The sequence below is a fragment of the Nocardiopsis sp. iso_186 genome, assembly GCF_056173365.1.
This window is the reverse complement of the sequence record NZ_CM149670.1, coordinates 1952967-1971522: the sequence shown is the minus strand read 5'-3', so window position 1 is coordinate 1971522 and position 18556 is coordinate 1952967. Positions and strand designations below refer to the sequence as shown.

At 68.9% G+C, this 18556-nt stretch carries 13 protein-coding genes and 1 pseudogene; 3 read left to right on the top strand and 11 right to left on the bottom strand.

Annotated features, from left to right (window positions below):
- Window positions 1-44: 44 nt before the first annotated feature.
- On the bottom strand, window positions 45-140 hold the full coding sequence (locus AC0VYP_RS08825; protein ID WP_475474202.1) for a hypothetical protein: 96 nt from the start codon (window positions 138-140) through the stop codon (window positions 45-47).
- Window positions 141-229: 89 nt separating this feature from the next.
- On the opposite strand from AC0VYP_RS08825, the pseudogene AC0VYP_RS08820 reads away from it, so the two are divergent.
- A pseudogene (locus tag AC0VYP_RS08820) lies at window positions 230-472 on the top strand (ATP-grasp ribosomal peptide maturase); the annotation flags it as partial.
- A 594-nt stretch (window positions 473-1066) separates the two neighbouring features.
- Here AC0VYP_RS08820 and AC0VYP_RS08815 read toward each other — a convergent pair.
- Together AC0VYP_RS08815 and AC0VYP_RS08810 are read right to left on the bottom strand one after the other, a co-directional pair.
- Window positions 1067-2464, bottom strand: coding sequence for a condensation domain-containing protein (locus AC0VYP_RS08815; protein WP_475473430.1), 1398 nt, complete (start codon window positions 2462-2464; stop codon window positions 1067-1069).
- A 1289-nt stretch (window positions 2465-3753) separates the two neighbouring features.
- Window positions 3754-6024, bottom strand: a complete 2271-nt coding sequence (locus tag AC0VYP_RS08810) for an MMPL family transporter (protein ID WP_475473429.1) — start codon at window positions 6022-6024, stop codon at window positions 3754-3756.
- 221 nt (window positions 6025-6245) lie between these two features.
- Here AC0VYP_RS08810 and AC0VYP_RS08805 point away from each other — a divergent pair, with 221 nt between their 5' ends.
- The gene (locus AC0VYP_RS08805) at window positions 6246-6941 is read left to right on the top strand and encodes a TetR/AcrR family transcriptional regulator (RefSeq protein WP_285760441.1); all 696 of its coding nucleotides are present in this window, start codon (window positions 6246-6248) and stop codon (window positions 6939-6941) included.
- A 462-nt stretch (window positions 6942-7403) separates the two neighbouring features.
- The gene (locus tag AC0VYP_RS08800; RefSeq protein WP_475473428.1) at window positions 7404-8378 is read left to right on the top strand and encodes a neutral zinc metallopeptidase; all 975 of its coding nucleotides are present in this window, start codon (window positions 7404-7406) and stop codon (window positions 8376-8378) included.
- A 124-nt stretch (window positions 8379-8502) separates the two neighbouring features.
- On the opposite strand, the gene AC0VYP_RS08795 is transcribed toward AC0VYP_RS08800, so the two are convergent.
- From AC0VYP_RS08795 to AC0VYP_RS08760, 8 genes are all read right to left on the bottom strand, one after another.
- Window positions 8503-10641, bottom strand: coding sequence for a serine/threonine protein kinase (locus AC0VYP_RS08795; RefSeq protein ID WP_475473427.1), 2139 nt, complete (start codon window positions 10639-10641; stop codon window positions 8503-8505).
- A gap of 115 nt (window positions 10642-10756) precedes the next feature.
- A complete protein-coding gene (locus AC0VYP_RS08790; RefSeq protein ID WP_475473425.1) occupies window positions 10757-12121 on the bottom strand; it encodes an FAD-dependent oxidoreductase in 1365 nt (454 codons plus the stop codon).
- A gap of 100 nt (window positions 12122-12221) precedes the next feature.
- On the bottom strand, window positions 12222-14135 hold the full coding sequence (gene dxs, locus AC0VYP_RS08785; protein WP_475473423.1) for a 1-deoxy-D-xylulose-5-phosphate synthase: 1914 nt from the start codon (window positions 14133-14135) through the stop codon (window positions 12222-12224).
- A gap of 522 nt (window positions 14136-14657) precedes the next feature.
- Window positions 14658-15236 (bottom strand): G/U mismatch-specific DNA glycosylase, encoded by a 579-nt coding sequence (mug, locus tag AC0VYP_RS08780; protein ID WP_285760446.1) that lies wholly within the window; start codon window positions 15234-15236, stop codon window positions 14658-14660.
- Window positions 15237-15263: 27 nt separating this feature from the next.
- Window positions 15264-15986 (bottom strand): TSUP family transporter, encoded by a 723-nt coding sequence (locus AC0VYP_RS08775; RefSeq protein WP_475473422.1) that lies wholly within the window; start codon window positions 15984-15986, stop codon window positions 15264-15266.
- A 46-nt stretch (window positions 15987-16032) separates the two neighbouring features.
- Entirely contained in the window at window positions 16033-16242 is a 210-nt protein-coding gene (locus AC0VYP_RS08770) for a hypothetical protein (RefSeq protein WP_475473420.1), read from the bottom strand.
- Window positions 16243-16445: 203 nt separating this feature from the next.
- The gene (locus AC0VYP_RS08765) at window positions 16446-17696 is read right to left on the bottom strand and encodes a sugar ABC transporter permease (RefSeq protein WP_475473418.1); all 1251 of its coding nucleotides are present in this window, start codon (window positions 17694-17696) and stop codon (window positions 16446-16448) included.
- Window positions 17696-18481 carry an ATP-binding cassette domain-containing protein gene (locus AC0VYP_RS08760; RefSeq protein WP_475473417.1) on the bottom strand — a complete coding sequence of 262 codons (786 nt, stop codon included), beginning with the start codon at window positions 18479-18481 and terminating at the stop codon, window positions 17696-17698. Before AC0VYP_RS08760 ends, AC0VYP_RS08765 begins: the two co-directional genes overlap by 1 nt.
- Window positions 18482-18556: the final 75 nt, after the last annotated feature.

The window sequence follows — 18556 nt, the reverse complement described above, 5'->3', positions numbered from 1 at the left end:
GGAGCGGTTCAAAACCCCGAGGGCTATCGTCACCTGCCATGCGGCTACACGCGCCCCGCCTTTACTGCGGCGGGAAACACACCCCACGCCTCAACCGAAACCCCCACATGCCCAAGGCCCCGGTTCTGCGTGTCACGCACGAACACCTCATCCACAGTTTCGGCAACCTCTACACAGGCACCTGTGTTCTGCTCCCCGCGCACGCGCGCATGACCCTACCGCCGACCTGGTGATCTCCCGACTCAACGAGCGGCACGTACCGCTGGTCCGGTTGGACCCCCGCACCTTTCCCCACCAGGTGGAGACGAGCACCGAATTCTCTGTAAGGGGTATGGGCGGCTACCTCAGCACCCTCACGCGCGAGCTTTCGCTGGAGAGAGTCCGGGCTGTGTATTGGCGGCGTGCGTCCGCCTACACCGCTCCTGCCGGCGTGGAAGAGCAGGATGCCGCGTGGACCGTCAACCAGATCCGGTGGGGGCTGGGCGAGATCTTGGCGTCGATACCGGGAGCGTTCTACGTCAACCACCCGTGGCGCAACCGGGACACTGAGGCCAAACCCGCTCAGCTCGAAGCCGCGACCCGGTGCGGGCTCACGATTCCACGCACGCTGATCACCAATGTTTCGGACCGGGCACGTGCCTTCATACGTGCAAACGCCCCGGCGGTATACAAAACCCTTTGGAACAGTGACTATCGGGCGTCGGACGGATGGTCGTTCATGACGGCCCGCTCGATGCAGGCCCCGCCCGCGCCGCCGATGGTGTTCTCCTCCGATGCGTCCGAGCGGCCCACCGAGGTGGGACCGGGGGTGTCCGATGATTGGGCGGGGCGTTTCGTCGTCCAGCTCGCGGCGCCGGGCGCGACCCCGCTCGTGTTGGGTGCTGGGCGTGGGGTGCGTGACATCGCGTCAGGGTCGTGGGCGCTCGCCGACGACGACGGGGACGGGGGTGGGTCGTGCGTCAGCACGGCCCGGTGCGGTTGTGGGACCGCATCGAGGAGGCCGTCGGCCTGTGGCAGGCTGCGGGGCGCGTGGTCGCCGGCAGGTGGGCACGGAGCACGGAACCGGTCAGAAGGTTCCGTTCCCGATGATGTTGTCCATCGTCGTGCCGAGCGTCCCCAGGAACTCTTTCGCGGTCCTGCGGGCCTGCGGCGTGTCTGGAAAGGCCGCGTTCAGGTACAGCCCCGTGTCGTTCCGATAGAACCAGAAGAAGATGCCGTTGCTGTGCGACCCCCAGATATGTCCGCAGGCTTTTCGCGCGACCTGACTACCCGCCCCCGGAGTCTTGCCGAAATCAAGGTAGGAGAAGAAATTGATGGGGAAGGGCCACCCTTGAGGGCCTGCATGTTGCGACGGCATCAGGTCGAAAACTTTGGGGAACGGCACATTGGCACTCTTCAGCATCGCGACGAGCGCGGTCCGCACCGCACCAATAGTTTCCGCGAAGTCCTTTTCCCCTGCAACGGAGAACTCGACCGGAAGGGTGTTGACGAACCAGCCCATGCTGTTGGCGTATTTGCCCCGCCCGCGCCGGCTGACCGGCATGAGACCTCGGTAGACCTCCGGTCCCCCTTCTTTCCTTAGGGTGACCGCGACAGCGGCCAGGACCCCCGCGGCCAGCTCGCTGCCCGCTTCTCGGCAGCGGAGCTCCATCGCGTCGGCGTCATGGCCTCCCAGCAGGGGGTACGTCTCGTTGATCACGGGGTACATCACGCCCGGCTCGACCCCGAGGTCGAGGGGAAACCGCGGGAACATCCCGCCGTTGCGCGCCGTGAACCCCTTCCAGTAGTCCAGTCGGCTGTCGTCGGGGGTGAGCGACCGGCCGCGGTCGCGCTCCTGGACGGCGAAGTCGAGGTAGCTGCCCACCTCGGGGAGGACGACCTCCTCACCGCGGGAGAAGGCCTCATAGGCGGTGCTGATGTCCTCCACGACGACCGGGGTTGACACCCCGTCCGTCACGAGGTGGTCGCAGGCGAAGTACACCGTCGTGGATTCGTCCCTGATCATCGCCCCCATGACGAACCAAGGGCCGCGGAGCGTGTGGGTGCCCTGGAGGAACCGGTGGACGTACGAACGGACGTCTGCGGTCAACGCGAGCTGCCCCACCTCGACGAGGTCAACCTTGATCTCCTCGGGTGCCAGGAGCTCGATGGCCGGCCCGTCGTCGGTTGTCCGGAACACGCAGCGCAGCACCTCGTGACGGCGCACGAAGTGGAGGAGAGCGGCTCCGAGCGCGTCACGGTCGAGTCGCCCCCGGATCTCGAATGATCCGCCGATGTACGACGGGCAGGAGATCTCTTCTCCCTCCAGGTACTGCGCAAGGGCGAAATGCTGCTCCTGGATGTAGGAGGCGACCGGAGGCGTTTGCGTGGGTTCGGCGGCTCCACCCCTGGTCGGGGATACCACGCTCCATTCCACGGCGTACCCCGGCGCAATATCCAACTCTTCGATGGGAATCTGACGCATGATTGCCTTTCCTGTTGTCAATTGCCGTATCGCCGGCACATTCGGGATTCATCATCGGGCGGGAAACGGACAGACGCTGGCATTCAACGCAACTATCCGGCTGCGACCCGGCGCACGACCAAATCCGCTCGATCGCATCGAAGGCGACCGGGACGACACCGGCGGATCAGAATTTGAACGAGACAGGCACCGTCGGGCTCAGGACAACCAATTCCCGAAACGACTCAAAGGAATTACTTGTCCGATAGCGGCTGTCGTCCGAGAAAACGACCAGCGCCGGTAGTGGTCGTCAACGGCGGGGCGGCCCCCGCCGGACACGTGTTCGTCCTGCAACGCCATCGGCTCGCCGCGCATCCCAGGGAAGCGCCCGGGCAGATGACGTCGATCGGGCAACTGAACGCCACTTACCCCGGCATCGGGGAGCTCCGGGCATCCGATAGCCGGGACGCCCGCGATCGGAAGGGCCGCGCCGACCTCTGCGTTGCGGACACCGGCAGATGTCCTGTCACGCCTTCGCCCACCTCGGCCGTGCGCGACACCAGCGAGCACGTCGGACCACCGTTTCGGAGGCGGTCGTGGAGAGCGTGGAGGCAGTTGGGTGTCGTCCGGGCGCACGCGTACCCGCCGAACAGGGAGCGGTCGTTCGCGCACGCTCCGGGCACGGGAACGCGGGCGGGGGACCGGAACAGCTGCTGCGGCGTCGGGGGGCGGACAAAGGAGGCGCTGCCCCCTTGTCGATCGGCTGCCCCCGAAACCGCGGCGAAGCGCCGGCGCCGGCCCCGACGCGGATCGTCTCTCAGCGCTCGTCCGCGGCCGACCGGCCGGATTCCGTCGCTCCTCGCCCCCCGGGGGAGGCGGGCACGGCCCGGACCCGCTGCCGGGGCGCATGGGCCGGCCACCTTGGAGGAGACCGCGACCCACGTGTGTTCCGGGCGCTTCTGCTCGCGTGCCTCGCGGGCGGCACTGAAGTGCCTGTACTGGTTGAACGAGGCGGTGGCCCGGACGCGGCCGTCGGTGGCCCGGGACCCGTGGGCCGGTTCGGGGTGCCATTGGACCAGTCGTGTGATCAGCGCGTTCGAATCGGCCCATGGAATGTGCAGCACGGAGAAGTCCTCCATTGTGGGCATGCGGTAGCCGCCGCGACAGCGGGGACCGGGCCGACCCCCGACCCGATCCCCACGACGCTACACAACCAACCGATCACCAAGGGTGATCTTCGGCCAATTGCCCACTTGCGTCCCCCCGCCCGCCCCCGTTTCGGCCGGGATAGGGGGACGACCGAGACAGGGTCAGCCCACGGGCGCGGTCTCGCGTTCGCGTGCGCCCTCAGACGTCGCCTCGGGAACCTCCTCGGACTCGCTGATGCCGATGCGGTCGTGCAGCCAGCGCAGCGGACGCGGCAGCCACCAGTTGGCGCTGCCCAGCAACCGCATGGTGGCCGGAACCAGCAGGGCGCGCACCAGGGTGGCGTCGATGACGACCGCGACGACCAGGCCGATGCCCATGATCTTCAGGGACAGCAGCCCGGAGACCCCCATACCCGCCAACACGACCACCAGCAGCAGCGCGGCACTCGTGATGATCTGGCCGGTGCGCTGGAGTCCGACGGCCACGGAATGGGAGTTGTCCCCGGTGAGCAGGTACTCCTCCCGCACGCGGCTGAGCAGGAACAGCTCGTAGTCCATGGCGAGACCGAAGGCGATGATGATGATCAGCACGAGATAGGTCGGGTCGATGGTGCCCACGGCCTCGAAACCCAGCAGACCGGCGAGGTGACCCTCCTGGAAACCCCAGATGACCACGCCCAGCGACGCGCCCAGCGACAAGAAGCCCATCAGGACGGCCTTGATGGGCAGAACCACCGAGCCGAAGGCCATGAACAGCAGCACCAGGGTCAACAGCGAGACGAACAGCAGCGTGTAGGGCACGGCGTCAACGATGGCGTCAACGTTGTCGATCTGCATCGGCGCGGCCCCGCCCACCAGTACCTCGTCGGCGCCTTGGGGGATCTCTGCCGCGCGGACGTCACGCACCAGGTCAGCGGTACCGGGGTCGTCGGTCTCGCCCTCGTAGCTGACGGTCAGGTGCGCGACGTCGTCGCCGGCGCGCACGACTGCGGCGCCCTCGGCCCCGTCGAGGTCACCGAGTTCGGCGGCGAAGGCATCGAGGTCGTCAGTGGCCACGTCCCCCACAACGGCGACGTCCAGCGAGCCGAAGCCTCCGCCGGGGAAGTCGTCGCTCAGCATCTCGGTGGCGATTCGGCTGTCGGAGGTGTCGGGGAGGTAGCGCTGGTCGGTGGAGCCGATGTGCAGGGACATCAGGGATGACGCGAAGGCGACGAGTACCGCGCCGACGACGAGCAGGTAGAGGGTGGGGCGGCGCATCACGCTGTAGGCCAGGCGCGACCAGGCTCCCGTGGCGCCCGGGCGGCTGTCGCCCTCGCCGGGGCGTGCAGAGGCGTCACGTTCGGAGCGGCTGCGCCACCGGGCCGTGAGGGAGCCCAGCAGCGATCCCTGTCCGCCGAAGGAGGGAAGGCGCAGGGCGTCAACTCTGCGGCCGATGACGGCGAGCAGCGCGGGAAGGACGATGAGGGCGGCAACCAGGTCGAACAGGACCACGGCAATACCGCCGATCCCGATGGAGCGCATGATGGGCTGGGGGAAGAACAGCAGCCCGGCGAAGGCGATCATGACGGTGACGCCTGAGAAGGCGACGGTACGCCCCGCGGTTGCCAGGGTTGTGGGGATGGCAGCGGCGGTATTGCCGGAACGTTTCATCTCCTCGCGGAAGCGGCTGACCATGAACAGCCCGTAGTCGATGGCCAACCCCAGTCCCAGGATGGTGGCGACGTTGACGGCGAAGACGGAGATGTCGGTGACATAGGTGAGCGCGCGCAGCAGCGTGAGGGACCCGAGGATGGCCAGACCGCCCACCGCGAGCGGCATGAGCGCTGCCACCAGGCCACCGAAGATGACCACCAGCAGCAGGAGCAGAACCGGGAGCGAGAACAGTTCGGCGCGAATGATGTCGCTCTCGGCCTGCTCGGAGATCTCGGCCTCGATGGGCAGCGGGCCGCCGAACCGGGCGTCCAGTACATCGGAGTCGATGTCGTCGACGATGGCGTGGTAGGACTCCATCCGCTCGGCCTTGTCCGCACCGTTGAGGGTGAGCGGGATGTACGTGGCGTGGCGGTCCTCGGAGACGAGGGCACCGCGCTGCATGTCGGTGAGCCCCTCGTCGAGATAGGTCGTGGCCGATTTCACGTGCTCGTCGGGCAGCCGGTTGACGACGTCGCCGATGGCACGTGCGAAGGTTGGGTCGTTGACTTCGACGTCGTCGTCGCGGTAGACCGCGACGACATCCACGTCGTCGCGCCCCAGTTCCTCCTGGAGGACTTCGGCGGCTCTGGCCGACTCCGCACCGGGATCCTCGAAACCACCGTCGGTGACGGCGCTGAACAGGCCCGTGCCCCAGACCCCGGCGAACACGACGAACGCCCCGGTCAGCAGAAGCACCCAGACCCGGCCACGGTAGGCGAGCCTGCCGAGCGCAGTGAACATGAAGCGACCCTCCGATGGGTGTTAATTTGAGGTAAATACGCCTAATTTCAGTAAACGGCGTAAGCTTACGCCGTTTACTGAAGCGGACCGCGTTAACCGATGTCAAGGTGGGCAAGGCGGGCCCAACCCTCCGGTAAGGAACAACTGTGCCAAACGAGGCGGTATCAACACAGGTCAGCGGGACGGAACCGGCAATCCAGCCGCTGTCCAGGCGTGAACGTGTGCGCGAAGCCACACTCGTGGAGATCAAGGACATCGCGCGGCGCCACCTGGTGGAACACGGTCCGGGCGGAGTCTCGCTGCGCGCGATCGCGCGCGACATGGGCATGACCGCCCCCGGCCTCTACCGCTATTTCTCCAGCCTGGACGACCTGTTGCTGTCGCTGAGCGCGGACTTCTTCACCGAACTTTCGATGGCCGTACGCACCGCCAACGACGCCCTCCCGGAAAGGGACGTGGACGGCCGTCTCCTGAGCTCGCTGCGCGCCTTTCGTACCTGGGCGCTGGCCAACCGTGCCGAGTTCACCCTGTTGTTCGGCCCGTCCCACCCGCACCGCTCCTGCCAGCACGAGAGCGTGGCGATCGAAGCGGGCCGGCACTTCGCGGCGACCTTCCTGACCCTGTTCGACGAGTTGCTCCAACAGCACCGGGTCAGCCTTCCTCCCGAGGACGACATCTCCCCGGAACTGAGCCGGCAGCTGCGGGCTTTTGCCGAACACGCCGGCTTCACCACGGAAAACGCCAGCGACGGTGCGCTACGCGTGCTCGTCGGCTGCTGGGTCCGGCTTTACGGGCTGGTGTGCATGGAGGTGTTCCAGCACATGGAATTCGCCATGGACACCATGGAAGCCCTGTTCGAGGCTGAGTTGAGCGACATCCTGAGCTCAGCAGGGGTGGAGTACCGGTCACCCCGGTAAACGGGAACGCACTCGTCTGCGACCGCGCCCCATGCGCAATCCGCACGGCGCCCCGAGCCACCCACGCCCACCCCATGTCCGAATAGAGTTGATCAACCCTATTGGCAACCCCTCACACCGAAGGACCCCGTTTTGGACGTTCCCCGCGACGGTGAGCCTGAGCCCGGCCAGGAGCCGCCCCCGGTTCCCCAGGCCGCACCGCGTGAGCCGACCGTGGATGAGCCCCGCCCCCAGCAGGGTCCCTCGCCCGCACAGCCGCCCCCTTCCCCAGCGCACACCGACGGCCGGCCGCCTTCGCAGCCAACAGCCGAGAACGGCCGGCGGTCCCCCGTCGGTCCCCCTCCCTGGGCAGCACCGGGCGGGCCCTTCCCCGCCGCACCGGCTCGTCCCCACGGCCCGCCCGCCTGGCAGCAGGGAACGTCCGGTCCCGGCTACCAGCAGCCGCCCGGATGGGGCTACGGTGTGCAACCGTCTCCCCCGGGGCACGGCCAGGGGCCGTGGCCGTACGCGGCGCACCCTGCCTCGGGGTACGGCCCGTGGGCGCCTCAGCCCTCACAACCCCGGCCCCGCCGCCGCGGACTCGGCCTCTGGCTGACCGCGGGAGGCTCGGCGTTCGCCGCGGTGGTCTCACTGGTGCTGTGCGTGGGGCTCATGGTCGTCTCCATCCAGGACGGTTCGACCTCCCCCGGAAAACCCGAACGGCCCTACGACTCCAGCTGGTACTCCTCCGCCGACCCGATCGCCGTGGACATCCAGGACCACCCGCTGTACGACCTGTCGCCGCCGGCACCGGTGGACTGCGACGTCCCCGCCTTCGACGCCTCCTCTGCGGCGGAGTGGGAGTCCTTCACCGAGACGGTGGGCCCCTGCCTGGACGCCATGTGGAACCCGACCATGGCGGAACTGGGACTGCACCCGGAGACTCCCTCCTACGTCGTGCTGGACAAGGTGCCGCCGGAGATGGAGGGCGACGACGAGGAGGGGTGGGTCCTGGCGTACTACATGGACTACGACCTCACCATCACCGTGCTCGTACCCAGCGTCCGCAACCTGCTGCCGTACCCCAACATGGGCGACGAGCGCATTTGGTTCGCGCTCCTGGCCCACGAGTACGGCCACCACATCCAGGGACAGACCGAGATCCTGGCGGAGAGCGACTCCGTCGGCAACAGCTCCACGTCCGACAACGAGTTCCTGGACTCGAGCCGCCGGGTGGAACTCCAGGCCGAGTGCTTCGCAGGAGCGGCCTTCACAGCGGTCAACGGGTACGGAGCCGACGATGCGGAGTTCACCAACCGCAACTTCAACGCCGACAGTGCCGACAGCACCAGCCACGGGAGCGCGACCAACCGCGTGCACTGGTTCGACTCCGGGGCCGAGATGGAGACCCTTGAGGCGTGCAACACCTTCGGCGCGAGCAAGGCGCTGACCAAGTAGCCGGGGAAGCGCGCTCCCCCGCATCACCGGAACGGGCCGTGCTCGCGGCCACCATCGCGAGCACGGCCCGTTCCGGTGCGCCCTCCGATGCCCAACGTCGCGGTGGCAGGACCGGGCGGGCCTGCTAGCGGGTTCTCTCCAGCTGGTGGCGCTTGCCCTCGGCCTGGGCGATCCGGTCGCGGATGGAGTACAGGGTCTGCTTCAGATAATTGATATGGGCCTGACGACCAGGGAAGTCCGCACTGTTGCGCACGACTTTGCGCAGCACGAGGGACAGCACTCCCACCACCAGGATCCACGTGAAGTAACCGCCTGCTCCCCCACCGCCCGAGGAGAGATCGGCGACACAGCCGGTAACCAGGCCCAGCAACAGGAGTGCACAGACGATCGGGTGGGCGACCGAACCGATCTCGTACCAGCGGCGCACCCGCACGGCCTTGTCGATCGCCGCGACGTAGTTGTCCTGTTCCCTGCGGCAGGTGTGCTCCAGACTCCCCAAATGATGGGCGACGTCACCGGCCTGCCCCAGCAGCGCGTCCGCACCGGCGCGGGCCGGACCCGTGACCGGACCGGCAGCGGCCTGGAAGGCGGCCGTCCACGCCTCAGTCGTCGTGGAGACGAACTGGTCCTCCTTCTCGGACCGGCGTTCCCCCGCGAGCAGCCGGGCAAGGACCAGGACCGCGGTGTCCGGCCGGTCGGGCTCGAACAGGACCGCGCTGTCGTGGCCCTGCGCCAGAATCCGGTTGATGTGCTGCGCGGTCCGAAATACTGCGCGGGCCGCCTCCTGATAGTCGCGGACCAGCATCTGATAGCCCTGGCAGGGGGCCTCGGACGGGCAGGAGTGCCGGGGGTCGGCGCAGTGGTGGGTGGCCATGACCGACAGCACCTCCTCCAACCAGCCGATCGGGCTGCGCCGCATCCCGGGCACGAAGAAGGCGCGGACCAGGGTGTCCACGGCCGCGGGGTTCACCCCGTCGCCACGGACCAGGTTCTGCTTGAGCAGCCCCATCCGCATGTCGAAGCCCCGGTAACGAGGGGCGAGGTCGGGGCGCAGGTCGGCGACGAAGCGTGCCACCGCGAGGTCGGGGGCCTCGGGTTCGCGACGCAGTACGGCCCGGTTGACCAGGGTGTCGCCCAGGTCGTCGATGATCCAGTCGCGCAGATCACCGCGGCTGAGCGAATCCCCGAACATCAGCACGGCCGCCGGCCAGTCTCCCTGCATCGCCTCGGCCAGTGCCCCGGGTTCGTAGAAACGCCGGCCGGCGAACTCGAATGGCGGAACGGACCTGGCGGAACGGGACAACTGGTGGCCCGGGCCGGTGACGACCCCACTGGCAACGGGCGGGGGCTGCGAGCGGTAGGCGAAGGACGAGGCCGCGGAGGACCGGCGGGGCCCGGTGGGCTCCAGCTTCTCCACCGCTGTGCTGCCCTCGCTCAACGCCGACTCGGTGTCCATTCCCCGTTCCCCTGCTCCGAGGAGGGTGTTGAGGAGTTCGTGGGCGCGGTAGCGCCGCCCGGGTTCCTTCTCCAGACAACGACGCACCACCGGCAGCAGCGCCGGGTCCAGGCCGGCAAGGTCGGGCTCGTCCATGATCACCCGTTTGATGACCGCCGGTACGTTGGGCCCGTCGAAGGCGTTGCGCCCCGTCGCCGCGTAGGCCATGACCGCCCCCCAGGAGAAGACGTCCACGTGCGGGGTGAGTGCGACGCCCTCGATCTGTTCGGGGGCCATGTAGGCGGGGGTCCCGATAACCGCGCTGGCCAGGACCTTGGTCTGCTCTGTGGCCTTGGCGATCCCGAAGTCGATGACGCGGGGGCCGTCCGGGGCGAGGATGATGTTGTCGGGTTTGAAGTCGCGGTGCAGGATGCCGGCCCGGTGGATGGCGGTCAACGCCGTGGCGGTGGAGATCGCCAGTCGTTGTAGTCCGGCCCCGGAGAGCGGCCCTCGATCACGCACGCGTTCGGCCAGCGTGGGGCCTTCGAGGTACTCGGTGGCGATCCAGGGCTGGGGGGCAAAAAGATCGGCGTCGAAGACCTGGGCGATGCAGAAGGGACTGACCTTGCGGGCGGCCTCGATCTCTCGGGAAAGACTTTCGCGCACGCCCTCGGTCGCCTGGCCGCGGTGCAGGAGTTTGACGGCGGCGAGCCGGCCTTGGTCGTCCTCACCCAGGTAGACGGCGCCGAAGCCGCCTTCGCCGAGCAGGCGCTGCAACCGGTAACCGCCGACCTTCAGGTTCTCACCGTTAGCCGCTTCTTGCGTCACCGTCGCGTTCCCCTCGCAGCATCGGCACCTTTTCCCGCCCGCGCAGTCTGCCGGCACCGGGATGTTTGACGGACACCGAAGCGGGCCGGTGCCGAATGCGGCCGTGTCGGCACGGTCAGCGACCGGGATGTCGCCGGTCTCCGATTGCCCTGAGCAACTCCGGCCATCCGCAGAGCTTGACGCGTTCACCGCGCGACAACCGCCGGGCCAGCGCGGCCTCCGCGGCATCGATGTCCAGCCAGTCAGTATAGGAGCTGGTCGCCGCACCGCAATCGGCCAGCATCCGGTCGGCGCAGACGTCGGGTGGGGTCCTGCGCAGCATGGGCGCGTCCTCTAGGAGCGCCCGGGCGGTCTCGGCGGCGTCGGACTTGTTCGTGCCGATCACCCCGTAAGCGCCTCGTTTGAGCCATCCGGCGACGTACTCTCCGTGCATCGGATGCCCGTGGGAGTCGAGGGCCCGGCCCCGGTCGTGAGGGACCGTCGCTGTCACGGGGTCGAAGGGAACACCGGGAAGCGGCCGACCGACCGAGCCGACCGAGCGGACGACCATTCCCACCGGCAATACCTCGCGTTCACCGGTCCCCTGCAGCCGCCCCTCGTCGTCGAGTCGCGTGTGCTCGAGCTCCAGGCCCTCGACCCGCCGGGTGCCGAGGACCGCGGTGGGCCTTCGCCAGAACCTCAGTTCGACACGGCGCATGCCTTCTTTCGGATGCCGGGCCCATTCGGCCAGGGTCCGCACATTGGTGCGTGCCGTGCGCGACATCTCCTCCGGGGCGAGGGACGGGGACAGGAGCGGATCGGTGGGGTGCACCCCGATACCGACACCGGGCAGGCGCCCCAGCTCGCGCAGTTCCTTGGGGGAGAATCTGGTCCGGTCCGGTCCGCGCCGCGCGACCAGGTGCACCCTGTGGATCCGGCTGGCGGCCAGCGCGTCCAGGACGGGTGCGGGGACATCGGTGCGGCGCAGGTCGTTGACGGTGCGGCTGAGGACGCGGACCACATCCAGCGCGACATTGCCCGCCCCCACGACCGCGACCTCTTCGGAGTCGAGCGCGAAACACCCGAGGCCGGTGTCGGGGTGGCCGGAGTACCAGTTGACGATGTTGACGGCGGCGATGCTTCCCGGCAGCTCCTCGCCGGGAATCCCCATGAGGCGGTCGGTGGAGGCACCGGTGGCGTAGACCACGGCGTGGTAGGCGTGGGCCAGGTCGGTGCGGGTGACATCGCGACCGAATTCCACCCCGCCCACGAATTGCACGCGGGGGTCCTCCAGGACCCGGGCCAGTACGGCGGCAATCGTCTTGATGGTGGGGTGGTCGGGAGCGACACCGTAGCGGACGAGGCCGTAGGGGGTGGGCAGCCTGTCGATGACGTCCACGGCCACGGGTTCGCGGGTCTGGCCGATCAGCGCTTGGGCCGTGTAGATGCCCGCAGGTCCGGATCCGATGACGGCGACGCGTAGCGCGTCGGATGGCTCCACCCCACCATTGTGCCTCACAACCGCAGGTCGCAGCGGTAGAACGGGGGCGATGCGCGTCCCGCGTTCCGCCCGGCGGGGGCGGAACGCGGGGCCAGCGGGCTCAGCCGGCAGGCTCGTCGGCCAGCGCCTTCTCGGTCTGCTTGGCGACCGTCTCGATGAGCTTGCGGGCCAGGTCCTGGGGGGCCAGACCCATCTCGCCGAGGATCTTCTCGCGCTTCGCGTGGTCGAGGAAACGCTGCTGCACACCGAAGGTACGTACCGGAACGTCGATCTCGGCATCGCGCATCGCACGGGCGACCGCGTCACCCACCGCGCCGACGCGGCCGTTGTCCTCGACGACGGCCACGACGCTGTGCCGAGCGGCCTCGGGCACGAGGGCCGGGTCCAGGGGTTTGACCCATCGCGGGTTGACGACGGTGACCCCGATGCCCTGGGCGGCCATCCGATCAGCGACCTCACAGCAGGTCTCGGCCATCGCACCGACGGCGACCAGCAGCAGATCGGGGGTCCGGCCGTCCTTCTCCGCGCGCCGCAGCAAGTCCATACCGCCGATGTGACCGACGGCCGGGATGTCCGCTCCCACGACTCCCTTGGGGTAGCGCACGACGGTGGGGCCGTCGTCCACGGCGACGGCCTCGCGCAGGAGTTCGCGCAGCCGGGTTGCATCGCGCGGCACGGCCAGGCCGAGGTTGGGCACGACCTGCAGGATCGACATGTCCCACATCCCGTTGTGGCTGGCCCCGTCGTCCCCGGTGACCCCAGCACGGTCGAGGACGAAGGTGACGCCCTGACGGTGCAGGGCCACGTCCATCAGGACCTGGTCGAAACAGCGGTTGAGGAAGGTGGCGTAGACGGCCACGACCGGGTGCAGGCCGCCCATGGCCAGGCCGGCTGCCGAGGTCGCGGCGTGCTGCTCGGCGATACCCACGTCGTAGATGCGATCGGGGTGTGCCTCGGCGAACGCGGCGAGGCCGGTGGGATGCAGCATGGCCGCGGTGATGGCGACGAGGTCGGAGCGCTCGGAACCGAGGCTGACCATTTCCTCGCTGAACACCGAGGTCCACTTCAGCCCGGGCTTGGCCGACTGCAGCCCCGTCTCGACGTCGAACGCGCCGAGGGAGTGGAACTGGTCCTCCTCGTGGTTCTCGGCCGGGGCGTAGCCCTTGCCCTTGTGGGTGAGCACGTGCACGATGACGGGGCCGCCGAAGTCGCGGGCGCGCCGCAGCGCCTTCTCGACCGCGGCCGTGTCGTGGCCGTCGATGGGGCCGAGGTACTTCAGTCCCAGGTCCTCGAACATGATCTGCGGTTGGATCGCGTCCTTGAGGCCCTTCTTGAAGCCGTGCAGCGCCTCGTACAGCGGCGGTCCGACGACCGGGGCCCGGTTCAGGGCGGTTTTGGCGATGTCGAGGACCTGCTCGTAGCCCTGTGTCATACGCAAGGACGCGAAGTGGTCGGCGAGCCCGCCGATGGTCGGCGAGTAGGAGCGGCCGTTGTCGTTGACGACGATGACCACGCGCCGGTTCTTGCCCTCCGCGATGTTGTTGAGCGCCTCCCAGGCCATGCCACCGGTGAGCGCGCCGTCGCCGATGAGGGCGACCACGGTGCGGTCGGTACGGCCCTGCACCTCGTTGGCCTTGGCCAGGCCGTCGGCGTAGGACAGTGCGGTGGAGGCGTGCGAGTTCTCGATGAAGTCGTGCTCGGACTCCGCGCGCGACGGGTAGCCCGAAAGGCCGCCCTCGCTGCGCAGGTCGGAGAGGTCCTGGCGACCGGTGAGCATCTTGTGCACGTATGCCTGGTGCCCGGTGTCGAACAGGATGGGGTCGCGCGGGGAGTCAAAGACCCGGTGCAGCGCAACGGTGAGCTCAACGACACCCAGGTTGGGGCCGAGATGTCCGCCCGTTCTGGCGACCTGTGAGATCAGGGACTCACGGATCTCGGCCGCGAGCTGGGGGACCTGCTCCGCGGAGAGCTTTTTCAGGTCGTCCGGATTGTGCACCGACTCGAGCAACGTCACTCTCGTCATCTGGATTCTGGCGCGGATGGTCCGGCGGTCACGCCGGGAAGAACGCGCCTCGCTCCTTCCTGAGGGTGTTGGTCGGACACGGGCGGCGTCGGGGCCTCCCGTTGCCCGTGTCAGACACGATGCGGGCCGCACGGCCCGGATCGTCCCGCTCGTCCCCGGCGGGGGCGGCGGGGCGGGGTCTTTGCGGGGCCGGGTGTCGGCCCTGCGGGGCTCCCCACAACCGTGTTCCACGCGGGGTACGTTCCGGGTACCGAGCGCAACGCCCGTCACCGGATGGCCCACCCGAGCGCAACCGCTCATCAGCGTGAAACTCAGCCATCACGAGTGCACCTCCCTCTGGTACCGATGACTCGGTCCGGGTCAACCCGCGGGCCCCTCGGCGAAGCGGGACCCGGGCGCCGCGGGCGGGGAGCGGATGCCCCTCGTCTGCGAATCGGACGCGCCGCGCATGCGGGCGCGCTCATCCCGAGTCTACGAGCCCCGAACGCCGTTCTCGCCCCGAACCTACCGAAGTCACCCAGCTTCTCGCCCTGCTCGGGCGCCTCGGGCCCACACGTGCAAACGCCGCAGCTCGTCACCGATGTCGGTGGTGGTCCAATGGGCGTTGAGGCCGCTGGGGTTGGGCAGGACCCAGACCGGCACCCCGCTGATGGCCTCTTCCGTGTCCTGGCGGCCGATCCGGGCCTTGGGCCGACCGAAGGCGCGACGGTAGGCGGTGACGCCCAGCACCCCCAGTGTCCTGGGGCGATGGCGCTCCAACAGTGCGGCGAGCACCGCACCGCCCTCGCGCAGCTCGGCGGGGGCCAGCTCGTCGGCACGGGCGCTGGCCCTGGCTGCCAGGTTGGTGATCCCCACCCCCAGTGCGGGCAGTTGGTCCTGCTCGTCGGGCCGCAGCAGCCGAGGGGTGAGGCCGGCGGCGTGCAGTGCGGGCCAGAACCGGTTTCCGGGACGGGCGAAGTGAAATCCCGTCCAGGCGGAGTAGAGACCGGGGTTGATTCCGCACAACAGGATGTCCAGGTCCGGGCCGAGGACGTCGGGCACGGTCCGGTCGGCAGCCGCGACGAGGTCGGCCCTGGTGGGACGGGCGGGCATAGGGGTCCTTTCCGGGGCGGGTACTGCTCAGGCCAGAAGCGAGCGGACCAGGAGCACCGTTCCCGAAGCAGTGATGAGTACCAACAGTGTCCACCGCAGGCACGGCCCGTCGAGGAAGCGGCGCAGCGGGCGGGCGAGCAGGAAACCGGCGATGGTGAACGGCACGAAGACACAGCCGACCAGGAGTTCGCGCAGCTGTAGTTGGCCACCGACGGCCAGCGCGACCAAGGAGACGAGCGCCCCGACGATGAAATAACCGCCGAGTGTCGCGCGCACGCGAGGACCGGTCTCGTGTTGGTAGACCAGGGCGATGGGCGGTCCTCCGATGGAGGTGGCCGTCCCGGTCACCCCGGAGATCGTCCCGGCCACGCTCAGCGTGCGGGGGGTGGGGCGCAGTCGCACGGTGGAGACGGTGAGGGCCACGGCCACCAGGACCAGGATCCCGACCGCGATCCCGAGCGTGCGGGGCGACAGCACCGCCACCACCCACACCCCGGCCACCGTGCCCACCATCCGTCCGGCCAGTGCCCAGGAGACACCCCGGAAGTTGACGTGGCGCCACTCCGAACCGATCGTGAGCATCGGCAGCACCGCGGTGGCCACGAGCATGGACCCCGGCATCAGTGAAGGGTCCAGCATCGATACGACCGGGGCGGCGATGAGACCGAGTCCGAGACCGGCCCCGCTCTGTACCAGGGCGCCGAGGAGCACGGCCGTACCGGCGATGAGCACAAAGACCAGATCGGACACGGAAGGCGAGACTACTCCCCGGCCGGCCGTGCGGGGCCGGTGGGTGCTAGAGCACGCTCGTGGGCGGGTTGCGCAGCCCCGGGATCGGCCAGGTCCACCAGGGCCGGGCGGCCTGGGTCTCGACGATGGTCACGGGGACGTCGGCCGAGGCCGGGCCGGACGGCTCCGGAGACGGGTCGCCGGGGCGTTCGCGGGGGCGCTGATGGACCAGCACTCCCCGCGCGGTTGACTCCGCGTTCTGCTGTAGCAGCGGCATCGGGAACCACTCCCCTTCGTCTGCCCTGATCGGTTCTGCACGGCCAATCATGTGCGCGACGGACTAGAGGAAGGTGCGCCCAGTGTTGGAAAAAGGTGAGAGGCGGCCCCCGGAGGGGAGGGAGCTCCGGGGGCCGCGGTACCGGTCGTGCGCGCCGATGGAGTGGTGGGTCGGCGGCGCGGCCGGCTGGGAGAGCCCGGGGGTCAGCCTCGGGCGTGGGTCTTTCTGCTCCGGCGCGACACGGCGTCGAGGATGACGGCGATCAGCAGGACCGCGGCGGTGATCATGAACCGGACCGAGGAGTCCATCTGGAGCAGGTACAGCCCGGAGGTGATGGCTCCCAGGACCAGACCGCCCAGCAGCGCGGAGTAGGCGCTGCCGCGTCCACCGAACAGGCTCGTGCCGCCGATGACGGCCGCGGCGATGGCGAGCATGAGCACGTCACCGGAGCCGGTGGACTGGCTGATGGCGAAGGCCCGGGAGACGGCCATGATGCCGCCCACCGCTGCCAGCGTCGAGGCCAGCGCGAACACCGAGATGCGCACGAAGTTGACGTTGATGCCCGCACGCCGTGCGGCCTCTGCGCTGCCGCCGACGGCGAAGACCATCCGGCCGTATCGGGTCTTGCGCAGCATCAGGTCGAAGGCCACGACGAAGCCGACGAAGATCAGGAAGGAGAGGGGGACGCCCTTCCACAGGTTGAGCACGGCCACCGACCCGAAGACCGGGACGGCCAGGAACACGGTACGCACGGCGATCTCGATGAGCGACTTGGCGGGCAGGCCCGCCGCCGCGCGTCGGCGTTCCCCGAGGATGTTGAGCACGAGGTAGAGCGCGACCGCGATCCCGGCGATCGTCCACCCGATGACCGGGACGAAGAAGGTCTGGGTGAGGTAGGCGATGGCGCCGGTGTAGGGCACGTTGACGGTGCCGTCGGAGCCCAGCAGGTAGAGCTGCATGCCCTGCCAGCCGATCAGGCCGGCCAGGGTGACCACGAACGCGGGAACGCCGATCTTGGCGAAGACCGTGCCCTGCAGCACGCCGATCACGACACCCGACACCACCGCGAGGGCGATCGCCGCGATCTCGGGCAGCCCCTGGTTGACGGCCAGGACGGCCAGGACCGCACCGGAGACGCCGGAGACCGAACCGACCGACAGGTCGATTTCCCCCAGCAGCAGGACCATGATGACGCCGCAGGACATCAGGCCGGGCGCGACGATCTGCAACGCCAGGTTGGAGAGGTTCTGCGGGGACAGGAAGTTGGCGTTCAGGGACTGGAAGACCACGCAGATGAGAACGAGGCCGATGAGGACCGGGGCCGGGCCGAGTTCACCGCCGCGCAGGCGGCGTACCACGGCCGAGGCCAGGCCGCTGGGCGACTTGGCGGTCACGATGAGGCGGGGGTCGCGCACGCCGACGGCGCTGTCCGCGACTGGGGTCTGCTGGGCCATCACGCTTCCTCCGTTCCCGGCACCGAGACACGACCGGCCCGCCGGGACACGGCGTTGTCCGAGGCTCCGGTGATGGCTGCCACGATCTCCTCGTAGCTGGTGTCCTCGACCCGGAAGTCTCCGGCGTTGCGGCCCAGGCGCAGGACCGCTGCCCGGTCGGCGACCGCGCGGACGTCTGCCATGTTGTGGCTGATCAGGATCACTCCGAGCCCCTTGTCACGGAGGCGTTCGATGAGGTCGAGGACCTGGGCGGTCTGGGCGACGCCCAGCGCCGCGGTGGGCTCGTCCAGCATGACGACCTTGGGGTCGCCCAGCAGGGAGCGGGCGATGGCGATGATCTGGCGCTGGCCTCCCGAGAGGGAGGCCACCGGGATGCGCAGGCTGGGGATGCTGACGGAGAGCGAGTCCAGCAGTTCGCTGGCACGGCGCTCCATCTCCACCTCGTCCAGGACTCCGCCGGTGGTGCGCTCGTTTCCGAGGAACAGATTGGCGACGATGTCCAGGTTGTCGCAGAGCGCGAGGTCCTGGTAGATGGTGGCGATGCCCAGTTGCTGGGCGTCCCCGGGCTTGGCGACCGGGACTGCCCGGCCGTCCCAGAAGATGGTGCCGGTGTCAGCGGGGTGAACGCCCGCGATCACCTTGACGAGGGTGGACTTTCCGGCGCCGTTGTCACCCAGCAGGGCGACGACCTCGCCCGGGTTGACCCGAAGATCGACCTCGCTGAGCGCCTGTACCGCGCCGAACCGCTTGGAGATCCCGGAGAGTTCCAGGACTGGTTGTGTCATTGTCGCTTCCTCAAGCCGCGCCCCGACGGGGTCTGTGGATCCCTCGGCCGCCTGTTGTCGCCGTGGAGGGGGCAC